Below are 15324 nucleotides of genomic sequence, written 5' to 3'. Positions count from 1 at the left end.
CCCAGAGTACCGCGGTCCTGCCCTCAGCGCTCGCCGGCGTAAGGATCGTCGATGCCCAGCTCGGCCAGGATCTCGCGCTCAAGCTGCTCCATCGCCTCGGCTTCCTTGTCGTCCTCGTGGTCCCAGCCCAGCAGGTGCAGCACGCCATGCACGGTCAGGTGCGCGTAGTGGGCGTTCAACGCCTTGCCCTGCTCGTCGGCCTCGCGGGCCACAACCGGCGCGCAGATCACCAGGTCACCCAGCAGCGGGAACTTCACGCCCTTGGGCAGGCCTTCGGGCACGTCGGCGGGGAAGCTGAGCACGTTGGTTGCGTAATCCTTGCCACGGTAATGCCGGTTCAGCGACTGCCCTTCCTTGGCATCGACCACGCGGATGGCCAGGTCGGCCTCGCGGATGCGTCCCTTCAGGGCCGCCGCTACCCATTTGCGGAAGCTCACCGCCGCCGGCAGGCCGGTGCGGGGCAAGGCGTAGCTGATGGCGACATCAAGTCGCACGGGGCCTTTGGTCATGGGGTGGCTCCAGGTTGAATCTGATGCAGGTCGCGGCGGTCGTAGGCATTGACGATGCGTGCCACCAGCGGGTGGCGGACCACGTCGCGCGCTTCGAAGAACGTGAACGTCACGCCCTCCACATCGCGCAGCACGTCGATGGCGTCGCGCAGGCCCGACTTCACGTGCTTGGGCAGGTCGGTCTGGGTCAGGTCGCCGGTGACCACCGCGGTGGAGCCGTAGCCCAGGCGGGTCAGGAACATCTTCATCTGCTCGATGGTGGTGTTCTGCGCCTCGTCCAGGATCACGAACGCATCGTTGAGCGTGCGCCCGCGCATGTACGCCAGCGGCGCGATCTCGATGACGTTCTTTTCCAGCAGCTTGACCACTTTCTCCACGCCCATCATTTCGTACAGGGCGTCGTACAGCGGGCGCAGGTAGGGGTCGACCTTCTGGCTCAGGTCGCCGGGCAGGAAGCCCAGCTTCTCGCCGGCCTCCACCGCCGGACGCACCAGGATCAGCCGCTGCACGCGCGATTCGTTCAGTGCTTCCACCGCGCTGGCCACGGCCAGGAAGGTCTTGCCGGTACCGGCAGGGCCGATGCCGAAGTTGATGTCATGCGTGGCGATCTGGTGCAGGTAGCGGCCCTGGTTGGCGCCGCGGCCGCGCACCGTGCCGCGCTTGACCTTGATCGCCACGTCCTGCGCTTCGTAGGAACGCTCGGCGATCTGCTCGACATTGGCCTGCGCCAGGCGCAGGTGGATGGCGTGGCTGTCGAAGGTGGTCTCGGCCGCTTCGACGTACAGCGCCTCGATCAGCTTCTGCGCCTCGACGATGGCCTCGTCCGGACCGGTGATGCGGAACACGAAGCCACGGTTGGCGATCTCCACGCCGAGCTTCAGCTCGATCTGGCGCAGGTGCCCGTCGAAGGGGCCGCACAGGTTGGCCAGCCGCTCGTTGTCTTCCGGCGACAGGGTGAAATCTCGATGCTCGATGCTTTTCATAGCGTGGGGTGGGGCGGGTTCGCCGTCCACCGCGATGGACCCAGGGAAGACAAGATTAGCGCGCGGACGGGCGGGACGACAGTTCTCCACACCGGGTGTGGATCGGCGCCGGAGAAAGCTGTGGACAAGTCATTGCGGAGCCTGCGCGGCAAGGGAGGTGAAGCGCTGGTGAAAAATGTGCCATGGCGGCTGCCCCCCGGTAGGTGCCGACCGTTGGTCGGCACACCTTCCTTACTCCGCCACCACCCGCGCACGCAGCGAATTGGTCAGCGCCTCGGTGATCATCACGTCGACGAACTGGCCGATCAGGCGCGCCGGCGCCGGGAAGTTCACCGAACGCATGTTCTCGGTCTTGCCGGTCAGTTCGTTCGGGTTCTTGCGCGAGGGGCCTTCCACCAGCACGGTCTGCACGGTGCCGACCATCCTTTCGGAAATGCCGGCGGCGTGTGCATTGATGCGTTCCTGCAGGCGCGACAGGCGCGCGTGCTTTTCCGCATCGCTGATCGTGTCCTCCAGATCGGCCGCCGGGGTGCCCGGGCGACGCGAATAGATGAAGGAGAAACTGTGGTCGAAGCCGATGTCCTCGATCAGCTTCATGGTCTTCTCGAAATCAGCATCGGTCTCGCCGGGGAAGCCGACGATGAAATCCGAGCTGATCGAGATGTCCGGGCGCACCGCGCGCAGCTTGCGGATCTTCGACTTGAATTCCAGCGCCGTGTAGCCGCGCTTCATCGCCGACAGCACGCGGTCGCTGCCGGCCTGGACCGGCAGGTGCAGGAAGTTGGCCAGCTGCGGTACGTCGCGGAACGCGTCGATCAGCGAGTCGCTGAATTCCAGCGGATGCGAAGTGGTGAAGCGGATGCGGCCGACGCCGTCGATCTCGGCGATGGTGCGGATCAACAGGCCCAGGTCGGCGAATTCACCGTCGCCGTAGGGACCGCGGTAGGCGTTGACGTTCTGTCCGAGCAGGTTGATCTCGCGCACGCCCTGTGCGGCCAGCTGCGCCACTTCCACCACCACGTCCTCGAACGGGCGGCTGACTTCGGTGCCGCGGGTGTAGGGCACCACGCAGAACGAGCAGTACTTGGAGCAGCCTTCCATGATCGAGACGAACGCCGAGGCGCCATCGGCGCGCGGTTCCGGCAGGCGATCGAACTTCTCGATCTCCGGGAAGCTGATGTCCACCTGCGGGCGCTTCTGTTCGCGACGGGCGCGGATCAGTTCCGGCAGCCGGTGCAGGGTCTGCGGGCCGAACACCAGGTCCACGAACGGCGCGCGCTTGATGATCGCTTCACCTTCCTGCGAGGCCACGCAGCCGCCCACGCCGATGATGACTTCGCGGCCTTTGTTCTTCAGGCCCTTCCACACGCCCAGCTGGCTGAACACCTTTTCCTGCGCCTTTTCGCGGATGGAGCAGGTATTGACCAGGATGACGTCGGCGTCGTCCGGGGTATCGGTCAGTTCCAGGCCATCGCTGGCGGCAAGCACGTCGGCCATCTTGGCCGAGTCGTACTCGTTCATCTGGCAACCGTGGGTCTTGATGTAGAGCTTGCCTTTGACCTGGTCGGGCTTGCGCGGACCAGTGGGCAGGGCAACGAGCGGGGTACCGCCCGAGGCGGGCGGAAAGACGTCTGGCGTCCCGGTCATGGCGCTTAATCCATTCGGGTGGCGGGAAAGCGGGCAATTCTACCCGCATCCCACGCCGCCCGCCGCGCTGCGCGCTCGCGGGGCATGGCCCGCGCTACCCGCATCCCATGCCCCCCATCGCGCTCCTGTAGAGCCGAGCCCACGCTCGGCTGCCCTTATGCCGCCACCAGCTCCGCGTCGATCTGCCGCGAGCGGTCGAAGGCGGCCAGCGTGCCCATCCGGTCGATATAGGCCGCGGTGGCCGGGGCCGGCTGCACCATCCCGAATTCACGCATCCAGCCCAGCGCATTGCCCCACAGGATGTCCGCCGCGCTCAGTGCCTCGCCCAGCAGGTACGGGCCCTGCGCCAGCTGCGCCTCGATCACCTGCAGCACGGTCTCGGCATCGTTGTAGGGCGACATCATCCGCGGCGGCGGCTCGCGGTGCAGGGCCCTGTCGGTCATCGCCGGCTCGAAGCAGGCGCCATAAAAGGCCATCCAGCGCAGGTAGGGACCGCGCTGCGCATCGCCGATCGGCGGCGCCAGCCCGGCTTCCGGGTACAGGTCGGCCAGGTACAGGTAGATGGCCACCTGTTCGGTCACCAGCGCACCGTTGTGGATGATCGCCGGCACCTTGCCCATCGGGTTGATGGCCAGGTAGGCCGGGGCCAGGTTGGCGCCGGCCTTCAGGTCCAGCACCTGCAGCCGGTAGTCGGCGCCGAGTGCCTCGAGGAGGGCGACGGCGCCGCTCGAGCGGGAGCGGGCGGCGTGGTAGAGGGTGATCTGGCGTGCAGACATGGCAGGGCTCCTTGCGGTGAGTGGTGAAGCGGGAGGCCATGCTGGGGCACAATCGCGGACGAATTCTGTCCTCGATTCCTCATGCGCCATACCGCTCATCGACTGCTGCGCCTGATCTCGCTCCTGCAGGCCCGCCGCCACTGGTCCGGCGCCGAGCTGGCCGAGCGCATGGGCGTGGACCGGCGCAGCATCCGCCGCGACATCGAGCGCCTGCGCGAGCTCGGCTACCCGGTGCAGGCCTCGGCCGGGGTCGGTGGTGGCTACCGGCTCGGCACCGGCGCCCCGGTCCTGCCGATGCTGCTGGACGAGGAGGAGGCGACCACCCTGGCCATTGCCCTGCGGGCCGCCTCGGCCACCCTGTCCGGCATCGACGAGACCGCCCGCGGCCTGCTGTCGAAGCTCGACCCGCTGGTGCCGACCCGGCGTCGGCAGCAGGCCGGCGAGGTTCATGCGGCCACCGCCACCCTGTCCGACCTGCCAGCCACCGATGCGCGCCTGCTCGGCCGCCTGGCCCAGCACTGCCGACAGGCCGCACGGCTGTCCTTTGACTACCGCAGCGCGCAGGACGTGCTGACCCAGCGCCAGGTCGAGGCCCAGCACCTGGTCAACTACGGCCGTCGCTGGTACCTGCTGGCCTGGGATCTGGTCCGCGAGGACTGGCGCACCCTGCGCGTGGACCGGATGGGCGCGGTGCAGCTGCAGCCCGGGCCCGGCCTGCACCGGCGCACCCCGGCGCCGCCCGACGTGATGGTGCGCCAGGCCGTAAGCCAGGCGCCTTTCACCCTGCAGGCCACCCTGCGCCTGGCCGGCAGCCTGGCCGAGCTGGAGGGTCGCATTCCGCCCTGGTGCGGGGTGCTGGAGCGCGAGGGCCCCGGACACTGCCTGCTGCGCATGGGCGCGGAGAGCCGCGGCATGATGCTGGCCCAGATCCTCAGCCTGGACCGGCTGCCTCTGGCCCTGTGGACCTCACCGCTGGAACTGCGCGACGAACTGGCCCAGCGCCTGGCCGGGCTGGGCCAGCTGCTGGCTGTGCCGGCGGTCACGGACTGAGCGGGGCGGCTTGGCAAGCCCCGGCGAAGCTGGGACACTCGCCGCCATGAAGGGGATACTGGGGACAACGGCGATCATCATCGCTGCGCTGACCGCTGCGCCGGCCGGCGCCGGCACCCTGTTCAAGTGCCAGGGTGCCGACGGCGTCACCAGCTATGTCAGCAAGCGCGTGCCCGGCGCGCGCTGCAGCAGCATCAGCTACAGCCGCGATACCCGCCGTCCCGCGACCCCGCGCGCCGTACCGGCCGCTGCGCCGGTGCAGACCGCCAGCACCACTCCGGCCGCCACCCAGGTGGCCAGCGCCGAGCGCAACCCGGTGGCCGTGGCCGCAAATGCCGCCAGCCCGGCCGTCGCCGCCACCCCTGCAGCCAAGCCGGCGCCGCCCCCGCGCGGCGGCCGCATGGTCAGTGGCCAGGTCTATTCGTACATGCAGGACGGCGTGCGCCACTACACCAGTGCGCGCCCGACCCAGGTCGCCAACCTCGGCCCGGTACGCACCATCCGCTACAGCTTCATGGAGCGCTGCTATGCCTGCGGGGTCAACCCGCGCGTCGACTTCGGCAGCGTGCGCCTCAACACCACCTCGTTCCAGACCGAGATCGCCTCGGCCGCGCGTGAGTTCGGCGTGGAAGAAGCGATCGTGCGCGCGATCATCCATGCCGAGTCGGCCTACAACCCGACCGCGCTCAGCCGCGCCGGCGCGCAGGGCCTGATGCAGCTGATGCCACCGACCGCCGCACGCTTCGGGGTCAGCGATTCCTACGACGCCAGCCAGAACATCCGTGGCGGCGTGCAGTATCTTGCGTGGTTGCTGAAGCGCTTCAATGGCGACTTGACCCTGGCCGCCGCGGGCTACAACGCCGGCGAAGGCGCGGTCGACCGCCATGGTGGCGTCCCGCCGTATAGTGAAACCCAGTACTACGTGCGCCGCGTCGGCCAGCTGGCCGACCGCTATCGCACCGCATTGACCAAGCAGTAGGTGCCGACCGTCGGCAGGTGCCGGCTGTTGGTAGGTGCCGACTGTTGGTAGGTGCCGACTGTCAGTCGGCACGCTTTTCAAAGATTGTTGCAATGCGTTGTGTGGCGCGCGACGGTTCCGCTACACTCGCCCATGATTCAATGCGGCTCTGGCCCCCACCGGATCCGCTGGCAGCCTTAAAGCTACCTAATCAATATCGGAGTGCCGGATGGCCAACGATGGGGTACACGATCCAGTCAACACCGGACGTCGGCGTTTTCTTTCTGCCACCACAGCCGTGGTGGGCGCCGTCGGCGTCGGATTCACCGCAGTTCCTTTCATCAAATCCTGGAACCCCAGTGCCCGCGCCAAGCTTGCCGGCGCACCGGTGGTGGCCGACATCAGCGCCCTGCAGGAAGGCCAACGCCTGATCGTGGAATGGCGTGGCCAGCCGATCTGGATCGTCAAACGGTCCAAGGCGATCCTCGATGCGCTGCATGGGCTGGATGGCCGTCTCAAGGACCCCGAGTCCGGCGAGAAGGACCAGCAGCCGGACTACGTGCTCAAGCAGAACCCCGAGCTGCGTTCGATCAAGCCGGATGTCTCCGTGCTGGTCGGGCTGTGCACGCACCTGGGCTGTTCGCCTGAAATGGTGGCGGAGATCCGCCCCGAGCCGTATGACCCGCAGTGGAAGGGCGGCTACTTCTGCCCCTGCCACAAGTCGCGCTTCGACATGTCCGGCCGCGTCTTCAAGGACGTGCCGGCGCCGATCAACCTGAAGGTGCCCGCGCACCATTACCAGGACGACAACACCATCATCATCGGTGTCGATCCGCAGGGGGCAGCCTGATGGCCAACATCCTCGCCCGTACCGCCAGCGGCGTCGCCGACTGGGTCAACGCGCGCGCGCCCGGCCTGATGCCGGTCTACCGCAAGCACGTCAGCGAGTACTACGCGCCGAAGAACTTCAACCTCTGGTACTACTTCGGCTCGCTGGCGCTGCTGGTGCTGGTCAACCAGATCGTCACCGGCATCTTCCTGACGATGCACTACAAGACCAACGCCGCCGAGGCGTTCGGCTCCATCGAATACATCATGCGGGATGTGGAGTGGGGCTGGCTGATCCGCTACATGCACTCCACCGGGGCCTCGCTGTTCTTCATCGTGGTCTACCTGCACATGTTCCGCGGCCTGATGTACGGCAGTTACCAGAAGCCGCGCGAGCTGGTGTGGATCCTCGGCATGCTCATCTACCTGGTGCTGATGGCCGAAGCCTTCATGGGCTACGTGCTGCCGTGGGGCCAGATGTCGTTCTGGGGCGCGAAGGTCATCATCTCGCTGTTCGGCGCGATACCGGTCATCGGCAACGGCCTGACCGAATGGATCATGGGCGACTACCTGCCCAGTGACGCCACGCTCAACCGCTTCTTCGCCCTGCACGTCATCGCCCTGCCGCTGGTGCTGCTGCTGCTGGTGGTGCTGCATCTGGGCGCGCTGCACGAAGTGGGGTCCAACAACCCCGACGGCGTGGAGATCAAGAAGGGGCCCAAGGGCAACCGCTGGTCGCCGAACGCCCCGGCCGATGGCATTCCCTTCCATCCGTACTACACGCTCAAGGATGGCGTCGGCGCCGGCTTCCTGCTGATCATCGCCGCCTTCATCATCTTCTTTGCGCCGGCCTTCGGTGGCCTGTTCCTGGAGCACGACAACTTCACCGAGGCCAACCGCCTGGTGACGCCCGAGCACATCAAGCCGGTCTGGTACTACACGCCGTACTACGCGATGTTGCGCGTGGTGCCCAACAAGCTGGGCGGCGTGCTGGTGATGTTCTCGGCCATCGCCATCCTGTTCCTGGTGCCGTGGCTGGACCGTGCGAAGGTCAAGTCCTACCGCTACCGCGGCGTGCTCTCAAAGGTGCTGCTGGGCGTGTTCGCCGTGTGCTTCGTCTGGCTGGGCGTGATCGGTTCCGGCCCCGGTACCGACGCGCATGAAACCTACGTCGGGCGGGTGCTGACCTTCCTGTACTTCGCGTTCTTCATCACCATGCCGGTATGGACAAGGTTGGACAGGACCAAACCGGTACCGGAGAGGGTGACCACCCATGACTGATCGCTGGATGGTCCGGCTGGCCCTGACGGCCACCCTGATGCTGGGCAGTTTCCTGGCCTCCGCCGCCGAAGGTGGCACCAAGCTGCTGCAGGCCGGCAACGACCTCGGTGACCGCGCATCGCTGCAGCGCGGCGCGCAGCTGTACATGAACTACTGTTCCGGCTGCCACGCGCTGAAGTACCTGCGCTATTCGCGCATGGCGCAGGACCTTGGCCTGAGCGAGGAAGAGGTGATGGCCAACCTCAACTTCACCGGCTCGGCGATCGGTGACCCGATCCCGGTGGCAATGCCCAAGGAACAGGCGGAAAAGTGGTTCGGCAAGATGCCGCCGGACCTCAGCCTGATCTCGCGGGTACGCGGCAGCGACTGGGTCTACACCTACCTCAAGTCGTTCTACCTGGACAGCAGCCGGCCGCTGGGCTGGAACAACGCCCTGTTCGCAAACGCATCCATGCCCAACCCGCTGTGGGAGATGCAGGGCCTGCAGCACGCGGTGCATGGCAAGGCCGAGGCGCCGGGCATGGATCCGCCGGTCACCGGGCTGCGCCTGGAAACGCCGGGCAATGTCGATGCCGGGCAGTACGACCAGGCCGTGAGGGACATCACCAACTTCCTTGAGTACGCCGGTGAACCAGCCGCATTGAAGCGCCAGCAGCTGGGCGTGTGGGTGATCCTGTTCCTGGCCCTGCTGACCTTCCTGCTGTACCTGCTGAAAAAGGAATACTGGAAGGACGTGCACTGATTCTGCTGCCGGCACGACGCAAAGCCTATTGGCTTTTGCGATGCCGGGTTGCACACTCGGGGAGGAGTCGACCGCCAGCACGGTGCTGGTGGCGCCGATGCGGCAGGCGGTCTCCTGTCGTGGGAGAGCCTTTGATGGCGGCGAGCGTACGCATGCGCAATACACTGACGCTGTTTTCCTCGAACGATGATGTCCTGTGCCACCGGGTCCGCCTGGTCCTGGCGGCCAAAGGGGTCAGCTATGACTCTGTTCCTGTCGACCCGCAGAACCCGCCTGAAGATCTGATCGACCTCAATCCCTACCACTCGGTGCCGACCCTGGTCGAGCGCGAGCTGGTCCTGTACGCCGCCTCGGTGGTCAGCGAGTACCTCGACGAGCGCTACCCGCATCCGCCGCTGATGCCGGTCGATCCGCTCTCGCGTGCGCGCATCCGCCTGGCCATGCTGCGCATCGAGCACGACTGGGTGCCGCAGGTGCAGGCCATCCAGCTGGGCAACAAGACCCAGGCCGAAGCTGGCCGCAAAAGGCTGAAGGAACTGCTGACCGCCTCGCTGCCGCTGTTCAAGGCCAGCAAGTTCTTCCTCAACCCGGAAATGAGCCTGGCTGACTGCGCGATGGCGCCGATCATCTGGCGGCTGCAGTCGCTGGACGTGCCGCTGCCCAAGGATGGCAAGGCCATCGAGGATTACGGCAACCGCATCTTCCGCCACCCCGGTTTCGTCCGCAGCCTGACCGACCAGGAAAAGAAGCTGCGCGACCTGCCGGGCTGAGTCCGGCGGGCGCATTCCGTCTGCATGCCCACCAGCGTGCAGGCGATCCGCCCCGGCAGGGGCGTCGGGCGCGTACACTTCACGCATGACCGACGACTTCTTCCACATGACCAGCCACCGCCCGTACCTGCTGCGGGCGCTGGTGGAATGGATCAACGACAACCAGCTGACCCCGCACATCCTGGTCGATGCCGGCGTTCCCGGCGTCCAGGTGCCGCCTTCGGCGGTGAAGGATGGCCGAGTGGTGCTCAACATCGCCGAGCGCGCGGTGGTGCAGCTGATGATCAACAACGAGATGGTGAGCTTCTCGGCCCGCTTCTCCGGTACCAGCTATCCGGTGCAGGTGCCGATCAGTGCGGTGCTGGCCGTGTACGCACGCGAGACCGGGCAGGGCATGGCGCTGCCGGACGATATCCCGGGCACCGAACCGGCACCGACCAGCGACGAGCTGCTGCACGAAGGCGAGACCCCGTCGGATGACACGCCGCCGGACGACCGGCCGCCGACCACGCCGCCACCGAAGGGCCGCCCGACGCTGCGCGTTGTCAAATAAGGGATAGGTGCCGACCGTTGGTCGGCACGTCGTTATCGCTTAGATGTCCTCTGCGTCTTCCACATCCGCGCGGATCTGGCTGATCCGCGCCGCACCCGGGCCGGTGAACGACACCAGCTGGTCGCCGCGCAGCACCATGCGGCCGAGGTGGCGATCGATGCCGTCATAGGAATACTCGAACTTGAAGGTGCGCTCGAAGCCGAGCCGCCCATCCTCGCCACGCGACAGGCGCATGCCGGTGGCGTGCACCGCCTGGTCCAGCCACTGCACGTCGGCGGCGCGGCACGCATTGCGGCCGAGTTCGATGGCACGTTCGGCGGCCGAACGCGCGGCGTTCCAGAAGAAATAGACGATGCCGCCGGCAATCAGCAGCAACAACAGGGTAGGCATGGCGTCACGCGTGCAGGGTCGATCCCGCAAAGATGGCGGCGAACGCGCAGCGGATCAAGCCACCTTGCTCATTGTCCGTTCTTGGCTACCCGCGATGCCGGAGCCGTCAGCTGCAGCAGTGCCGCCCAGTCCTGGCGGTTGAAGCTGCATTCGTCCTCGCGGCCGGGCGTGCAGCTGGGGTCGATGCCGCTGCTGCTGCGATCGCGCGCTGGCGGCAGCTGGATGAGGCCCGTGCGGTCCAGCTGCAGCAGGCGCATGGCCACGGTGTTCATCACGTTGCCGCCCACCAGGTACAGGGTCTGGTCGCCGCCGAGGTTGGCCGCCACCACGACTTCGCAATGCGATTTCCAGTTGCCGACCGAGCCGTTGCCCAGCGCCTTCAGCAGCCCGCTGTAGCTCAGCGTGCTGCTGCGGTCGCGCAGGAAGCACAGCAGGTCGCCCGGTGCAGGCTTGGCCGTGGCCGGATCCACCAGCCGGTACGGCACGCCGGACGGCCCCGCCTGGTGGGCGGCGCGGATGTAGTCGATATGTCGCGGCGAAGTAGTGAAGCCCGGCACGCCGGCGCGGGTCATCACCCAGGAAATGAACGCGGCCGACCACGGGTTGTCGACCAGGAAGGCGCGGCAGTCGCTGTCGGTGTAGCGCGTGCCCAGCGGCGCCAGGCAGCTGCTGGCACCGGGAATGCTGCCCATCGCATTGAGCGTGCCGCTGTCGCGCCAGTAGCTGGCCACGCGCTGCCAGGCGATCAGGCCGTTGTCAGCCAGGTTCTCGTTCTCCGCTTCGGTGACGCTGAGGCTGGCTGCGCGCCCTTCGCGGTCGATGAAGGGGCGGTACCAGAGCCGGTGTTCGTTGCAGGCGGCATTGCGGATGGAGATCGCCAGCGGACTGAGGCCGAAGCGGGGTGGCACGTCGCAGGCTTCGGCGGCGGCGGCTGACAGCGGCGCGGCGGCCAGCAGCAGGCAGGCAGTCAACAGCATCCAGCGCATGCGCGGCTCCTGTGGGGGATGGCCGCAGCGTCGCAGAGGCAGGCGTAGCCGAATCGTGAAGGCCTCCGCGCGTGGCGGAGAGCCGAGCCTATGCTCGGCTCATCGCGCGAAGCGCGTGCAGGTCCTGCAGGCCTCAGCCCGGCGGCGGCCCCAGCTTCAGCGACAGGTCGATGGCCTGCACGTGCTTGGTCAGGCCGCCGATGGAAATGCAGTCCACGCCGTCCCCGGCAATCGCGCGCAATCCGTCCAGGCCGACACTGCCGGAGACTTCCAGCGGAATGCGGCCGGCGGTGATGCGCACGGCCTCGCGGCGCAGCGCGGCATCGAAATCGTCCAGCAGGATGCGCTCGCAGCCGGCATCCAGTGCCTGCTGCAGCTGGTCCAGGTCCTCCACCTCCACCACCAGCGGCAACGACGGCCACTGCCGGCGCGCGGCAGCCACGGCAGCAGGCAGCGAGCCGGCGGCGCGGATGTGGTTTTCCTTCAGCATCACCGTGTCGTACAGGCCGAAGCGGTGGTTGTCACCGCCGCCGCAGCGCACCGCGTACTTCTGCGCCATGCGCAGGCCGGGCAGGGTCTTGCGGGTATCGAGGATGCGCGTGCCGGTGCCGGCCACGGCAGCCACGTAGCGGGCGGTGGTGGTGGCGGTGCCGGAGAGGGTCTGCAGGAAATTCAGCGAGGTGCGCTCGGCGCTGACCAGGCTGCGGCTGCGCCCGTGCAGCAGGGCCAGCACGGTGCCGGCGGCGACGCGGTCGCCCTCGGCCACGCGCCATTCGATGCGCACGTCCGGGTCGAGTGCGCGATGGGTGGCGTCGAACCAGGGCCGGCCGGCAATCACGGCATCATCCTGCTTGCACAGCAGGTAGGCGCTGTCGGCCTGGTCGGGCAGCAGGGCGGCGGTGACGTCACCGCTGCCCAGGTCCTCGGCCAACGCGCGGGCGACATCGGCCGCGACGAGGGCCGCATCCGGCGTCGGCAGGGCGGTCATGCGGCGGGGAAGTCGGCGATCTGCGCGGTCGGGATGGCCTCTTCGGCCAGCAGCACCGGAATGCCGTCGTCGACCCGGAATACCTGCTTGCGGTCGCGGGTGACCAGCGCTTCGCGCAGCGGCTGGGCCAGCGGGTTGCCGTCGGCCTTGTTGACCGAACCGGCGGAAATGGCCTTGTTGAGGGCTTCCAGGCCCTTGCCATCCAGCAGGGACAGGGGCTGGCGGGTGTCCGGCGACACCAGCAGGTCAAGCAGCTTGCGATCCATGGTTCTTCGTCTTGCGTGGAAGACGGCTAGAATACGTCTTTAAGGCAGGTGACGGCCAATGACCCCCAACCCGATCGCGCCGCTTGTCGGCATCGTCATGGGTTCCCGCTCCGACTGGGAAACCATGCAGCACGCCGCCCAGAAGCTTGAAGCCCTGGGTGTTCCGTTCGAAGTGAAGGTGGTCTCCGCCCACCGCACCCCAGACGTATTGTTCAGCTATGCAGAAGAGGCGGGCCCGCGCGGCCTGCGCGCGATCATCGCCGGTGCCGGCGGGGCTGCGCACCTGCCTGGCATGATCGCCGCCAAGACCGCCGTGCCGGTGCTGGGCGTGCCGGTGCAGTCCAAGGCCCTCAACGGCATGGATTCGCTGCTTTCGATCGTGCAGATGCCGGCCGGCATTCCGGTCGCCACCTTCGCCATCGGCAATGCGGGTGCATCCAACGCGGCGCTGTTTGCCGCGGCGATGCTGGCCAGCGACCAGCCGTCCATCGGTCAGGCGCTGGAAGCCTTCCGCACCCGCCAGACCGAAGATGTCATGGCCCACGACGATCCGCGCCGATGAGCCTGACCGTCGGCATCCTGGGCGGCGGACAGCTCGCCCGCATGATGGTCCTGGCCGGTGCGCCGCTGGGGCTGCGCTTCGAGCTGTACGACCCGGCGGCCGACGCCTGCAGCCGCCCGCTGGCGCCGCTCACCGTGGCGGCGTTCGATGATCGCAAGGCGTTGATCGAGTTTGCCGCCAAGGTCGACGTGGTCACCTTCGATTTCGAGAACGTGCCAGCCGACAGCGCGCAGTGGCTGGCCGACCAGGTGCCGGTCTACCCGCCGCCGTCGGCGCTGGCTGTCGCACAGGACCGGCTGAGCGAAAAGACCCTGTTCCAGCAGCTGGGCATTCCGCTGCCGGCCTTCGCCGATATCCGCAGCCGCGACGAACTGGCCGCGAAGGCTGCCGAATTCGGCCTGCCGTGCATCCTCAAGACCCGTCGCCTCGGCTATGACGGCAAGGGTCAGTTCCGCCTGCGCAGCGAGGCCGATATCGACGCCGCATGGGACGCCCTCGGCGCCCAGGTCGAGCGCACCGGCCTGATCCTCGAGGGTTTCGTCGCCTTCCAGCGCGAAGTGAGCGTGGTCGCCGTGCGCGGCCGCGACGGCAGCTTCCAGGCCTGGCCGGTCACCGGCAACTGGCATGTCGATGGCGTGCTGTCGGCCAGCGTGGCCCCGGCCGTGCTGTCCGATGCCGAGCATGAGGCGGCGATTGGTTACGCGCGCCGCGTGGCCGAGCATCTGGGCTACGTGGGCGTATTCGCGCTGGAGCTGTTCTGCCGCGATGGCGAGCTGCTGGCCAACGAGATGGCACCGCGCGTGCACAACTCCGGCCACTGGACCATCGAAGGCAGCGAGACCTCGCAGTTCGAGAACCACCTGCGCGCCGTGCTGGGCCTGCCGCTGGGCAGCACCCGCATGCTGGGCCATGCCTGCATGCTGAACTGGCTGGGCGCGATGCCCGATCCGGCGCCGATACTGGGCCAGGCCAGTGGCCATTGGCATGACTACGGCAAGCAGCCGCGCGACGGCCGCAAGGTCGGCCATGCCACGCTGCGTGATGATGATGCCGATGCGCTGGCCGATGCACTGCTGCAGGTCGGCCTGGAGCTGGACCGCCAGGACCAGGTGGCGCCTGTGGTGCACGCGCTGCGCCGTTAACGTGCCGCCGGGCCATGCCCGGCGGCACGCAACCCCAGTAGCACCGGGCCATGCCCGGCGGATCGCGATGCCGGTAGGGCCGGGCCGTGCCCAGCGGCACGCAACCCCGGTAGCGCCGGGCCATGCCCGGCGGATCGCGATGCCGGCAGCGCCGGGCCGTGCCCGGCGGATCGCAACCCCGGTAGCGCCGGGCCATGCCCGGCGGATCGCGATGCCGGCAGGCGCCTCAGCGCAGCTGGCTCTCGGCGAATTCCCAGTTGACCAGCTGCCAGAATCCTTCCAGATAGCGCGCACGCTCATTCTGGTAGTCGGTGTAATACGCGTGTTCCCACACATCGCAGCACAGCAGCGGGGTGCTCTCGCCGGTCAGCGGCGTGCCCGCGTTGCGGGTCGCCTGGATGCCGAGCTGGCCACCGGGGTGCTGCACCAGCCAGACCCAGCCCGAGCCGAACAGCCCCAGCGCGGCGCGGTTGAATTCCTCGCGCAGGCGCTGCCCATCGCCGAACTGGCGCTTGATGAGCTCACCCAGCCGGCCCTGCGGCTCGCCGCCGCCCCGCGGGCGCAGGCACTGCCAGTAGAAACCGTGGTTCCAGGCCTGGGCTGCGGCATCGAACAGCGTGCCCTGGGCCTGGCGGACGATCTCCTCCAGCGGCGCTTCTTCCCATTCGGTACCGACGATGGCGGCATTGACCGCATCCACGTAGGCGCGATGATGGCGGCCGTGGTGCAGTTCCACGCTCTGCGCGGACAGGTGCGGCTGCAGGGAGCCGGAAAGGTAGGGCAGGGCAGGCAATTCGACGGGCATGGACAGGTTCGTGGCAAGGGGACGGCGGCAGCCGGTTCCATCGGATTACAATGGCGGCTACCGTGGGCAGTCTAGCCGACCACTGCGG

General features: G+C 67.7%; 17 protein-coding genes and 1 pseudogene. 9 read left to right on the top strand and 9 right to left on the bottom strand.

All coding sequences use genetic code 11. The annotated features are described in order from the left end of the window. Nucleotides 1–23 precede the first annotated feature (23 nt). From ybeY to AC1VXD_RS01105, 4 genes are all read right to left on the bottom strand, one after another. Entirely contained in the window at nt 24–509 is a 486-nt protein-coding gene (gene ybeY, locus AC1VXD_RS01120; protein ID WP_482990456.1) for an rRNA maturation RNase YbeY, read from the bottom strand. After that, entirely contained in the window at nt 506–1492 is a 987-nt protein-coding gene (locus AC1VXD_RS01115) for a PhoH family protein (RefSeq protein WP_482990455.1), read from the bottom strand. The genes ybeY and AC1VXD_RS01115 overlap by 4 nt, the downstream gene beginning before the upstream one ends. A gap of 231 nt (nt 1493–1723) precedes the next feature. Beyond that, nucleotides 1724–3139: a tRNA (N6-isopentenyl adenosine(37)-C2)-methylthiotransferase MiaB gene (gene miaB / locus AC1VXD_RS01110; protein WP_482990454.1), complete on the bottom strand. Its 1416-nt coding sequence runs from the start codon at nt 3137–3139 to the stop codon at nt 1724–1726. Between the two features lie 155 nt (nt 3140–3294). Then, nucleotides 3295–3915: a glutathione S-transferase family protein gene (locus AC1VXD_RS01105; RefSeq protein ID WP_482990453.1), complete on the bottom strand. Its 621-nt coding sequence runs from the start codon at nt 3913–3915 to the stop codon at nt 3295–3297. An 81-nt stretch (nt 3916–3996) separates the two neighbouring features. Here AC1VXD_RS01105 and AC1VXD_RS01100 point away from each other — a divergent pair, with 81 nt between their 5' ends. The 7 genes from AC1VXD_RS01100 to AC1VXD_RS01070 all read left to right on the top strand — a co-directional run bounded on the left by AC1VXD_RS01100 (nt 3997) and on the right by AC1VXD_RS01070 (nt 10097). Next, a complete protein-coding gene (locus tag AC1VXD_RS01100; RefSeq protein ID WP_482990452.1) occupies nt 3997–4965 on the top strand; it encodes a helix-turn-helix transcriptional regulator in 969 nt (322 codons plus the stop codon). 46 nt (nt 4966–5011) lie between these two features. Continuing rightward, complete coding sequence (locus AC1VXD_RS01095; protein WP_482990451.1) at nt 5012–5944, top strand: lytic transglycosylase domain-containing protein; 933 nt, start codon at nt 5012–5014, stop codon at nt 5942–5944. A 208-nt stretch (nt 5945–6152) separates the two neighbouring features. After that, entirely contained in the window at nt 6153–6773 is a 621-nt protein-coding gene (gene petA / locus AC1VXD_RS01090; RefSeq protein ID WP_108764653.1) for a ubiquinol-cytochrome c reductase iron-sulfur subunit, read from the top strand. Continuing rightward, complete coding sequence (locus AC1VXD_RS01085; protein ID WP_108768385.1) at nt 6773–8032, top strand: cytochrome b; 1260 nt, start codon at nt 6773–6775, stop codon at nt 8030–8032. Before petA ends, AC1VXD_RS01085 begins: the two co-directional genes overlap by 1 nt. Next, nucleotides 8025–8774 carry a cytochrome c1 gene (locus AC1VXD_RS01080; protein WP_164074002.1) on the top strand — a complete coding sequence of 250 codons (750 nt, stop codon included), beginning with the start codon at nt 8025–8027 and terminating at the stop codon, nt 8772–8774. The genes AC1VXD_RS01085 and AC1VXD_RS01080 overlap by 8 nt, the downstream gene beginning before the upstream one ends. Nucleotides 8775–8908: 134 nt before the next feature. Then, complete coding sequence (locus tag AC1VXD_RS01075) at nt 8909–9544, top strand: glutathione S-transferase N-terminal domain-containing protein (RefSeq protein ID WP_312737215.1); 636 nt, start codon at nt 8909–8911, stop codon at nt 9542–9544. Between the two features lie 85 nt (nt 9545–9629). Beyond that, on the top strand, nt 9630–10097 hold the full coding sequence (locus tag AC1VXD_RS01070) for a ClpXP protease specificity-enhancing factor (protein ID WP_108768388.1): 468 nt from the start codon (nt 9630–9632) through the stop codon (nt 10095–10097). A gap of 39 nt (nt 10098–10136) precedes the next feature. Here AC1VXD_RS01070 and AC1VXD_RS01065 read toward each other — a convergent pair whose 3' ends face one another. The 4 genes and pseudogenes from AC1VXD_RS01065 to AC1VXD_RS01050 form a co-directional block, all read right to left on the bottom strand. After that, a complete protein-coding gene (locus AC1VXD_RS01065) occupies nt 10137–10487 on the bottom strand; it encodes a DUF3301 domain-containing protein (RefSeq protein WP_482990450.1) in 351 nt (116 codons plus the stop codon). An 83-nt stretch (nt 10488–10570) separates the two neighbouring features. Continuing rightward, nucleotides 10571–11473, bottom strand: a pseudogene (locus tag AC1VXD_RS01060) (DUF2272 domain-containing protein); the annotation flags it as partial. 133 nt (nt 11474–11606) lie between these two features. After that, nucleotides 11607–12461 (bottom strand): carboxylating nicotinate-nucleotide diphosphorylase, encoded by an 855-nt coding sequence (gene nadC, locus AC1VXD_RS01055; RefSeq protein WP_482990449.1) that lies wholly within the window; start codon nt 12459–12461, stop codon nt 11607–11609. Continuing rightward, nucleotides 12458–12727, bottom strand: a complete 270-nt coding sequence (locus AC1VXD_RS01050) for a Trm112 family protein (protein WP_108746345.1) — start codon at nt 12725–12727, stop codon at nt 12458–12460. The genes nadC and AC1VXD_RS01050 overlap by 4 nt, the downstream gene beginning before the upstream one ends. Nucleotides 12728–12785: 58 nt before the next feature. Here AC1VXD_RS01050 and purE point away from each other — a divergent pair, with 58 nt between their 5' ends. Together purE and AC1VXD_RS01040 are read left to right on the top strand one after the other, a co-directional pair. After that, the gene (gene purE / locus AC1VXD_RS01045; protein WP_482990448.1) at nt 12786–13289 is read left to right on the top strand and encodes a 5-(carboxyamino)imidazole ribonucleotide mutase; all 504 of its coding nucleotides are present in this window, start codon (nt 12786–12788) and stop codon (nt 13287–13289) included. Beyond that, complete coding sequence (locus AC1VXD_RS01040; protein ID WP_482990447.1) at nt 13286–14431, top strand: 5-(carboxyamino)imidazole ribonucleotide synthase; 1146 nt, start codon at nt 13286–13288, stop codon at nt 14429–14431. The genes purE and AC1VXD_RS01040 overlap by 4 nt, the downstream gene beginning before the upstream one ends. A gap of 226 nt (nt 14432–14657) precedes the next feature. Here AC1VXD_RS01040 and AC1VXD_RS01035 read toward each other — a convergent pair whose 3' ends face one another. After that, nucleotides 14658–15236, bottom strand: a complete 579-nt coding sequence (locus AC1VXD_RS01035) for a superoxide dismutase (protein WP_200752266.1) — start codon at nt 15234–15236, stop codon at nt 14658–14660. Nucleotides 15237–15324: the final 88 nt, after the last annotated feature.

The sequence above is a fragment of the Stenotrophomonas sp. STEN054 genome (genome assembly GCF_056854535.1).
The sequence above is the reverse complement of the archived record's forward strand: the minus strand, read 5'-3'. Positions and strand labels throughout refer to the sequence as shown.

Coding starts and splice junctions, on each gene's coding strand:
- AC1VXD_RS01075 (WP_312737215.1), top strand. CDS start 8,909: ATGGCGGCGAGCGTACGCATGCGCAATACACTGACGCTGTTTTCCTCG.
- miaB (WP_482990454.1), bottom strand. CDS start 3,139: ATGACCGGGACGCCAGACGTCTTTCCGCCCGCCTCGGGCGGTACCCCG.
- ybeY (WP_482990456.1), bottom strand. CDS start 509: ATGACCAAAGGCCCCGTGCGACTTGATGTCGCCATCAGCTACGCCTTG.
- AC1VXD_RS01105 (WP_482990453.1), bottom strand. CDS start 3,915: ATGTCTGCACGCCAGATCACCCTCTACCACGCCGCCCGCTCCCGCTCG.
- nadC (WP_482990449.1), bottom strand. CDS start 12,461: ATGACCGCCCTGCCGACGCCGGATGCGGCCCTCGTCGCGGCCGATGTC.
- AC1VXD_RS01115 (WP_482990455.1), bottom strand. CDS start 1,492: ATGAAAAGCATCGAGCATCGAGATTTCACCCTGTCGCCGGAAGACAAC.
- AC1VXD_RS01070 (WP_108768388.1), top strand. CDS start 9,630: ATGACCGACGACTTCTTCCACATGACCAGCCACCGCCCGTACCTGCTG.
- AC1VXD_RS01095 (WP_482990451.1), top strand. CDS start 5,012: ATGAAGGGGATACTGGGGACAACGGCGATCATCATCGCTGCGCTGACC.
- AC1VXD_RS01085 (WP_108768385.1), top strand. CDS start 6,773: ATGGCCAACATCCTCGCCCGTACCGCCAGCGGCGTCGCCGACTGGGTC.
- AC1VXD_RS01050 (WP_108746345.1), bottom strand. CDS start 12,727: ATGGATCGCAAGCTGCTTGACCTGCTGGTGTCGCCGGACACCCGCCAG.
- AC1VXD_RS01100 (WP_482990452.1), top strand. CDS start 3,997: ATGCGCCATACCGCTCATCGACTGCTGCGCCTGATCTCGCTCCTGCAG.
- AC1VXD_RS01040 (WP_482990447.1), top strand. CDS start 13,286: ATGAGCCTGACCGTCGGCATCCTGGGCGGCGGACAGCTCGCCCGCATG.
- petA (WP_108764653.1), top strand. CDS start 6,153: ATGGCCAACGATGGGGTACACGATCCAGTCAACACCGGACGTCGGCGT.
- purE (WP_482990448.1), top strand. CDS start 12,786: ATGACCCCCAACCCGATCGCGCCGCTTGTCGGCATCGTCATGGGTTCC.
- AC1VXD_RS01035 (WP_200752266.1), bottom strand. CDS start 15,236: ATGCCCGTCGAATTGCCTGCCCTGCCCTACCTTTCCGGCTCCCTGCAG.
- AC1VXD_RS01065 (WP_482990450.1), bottom strand. CDS start 10,487: ATGCCTACCCTGTTGTTGCTGCTGATTGCCGGCGGCATCGTCTATTTC.
- AC1VXD_RS01080 (WP_164074002.1), top strand. CDS start 8,025: ATGACTGATCGCTGGATGGTCCGGCTGGCCCTGACGGCCACCCTGATG.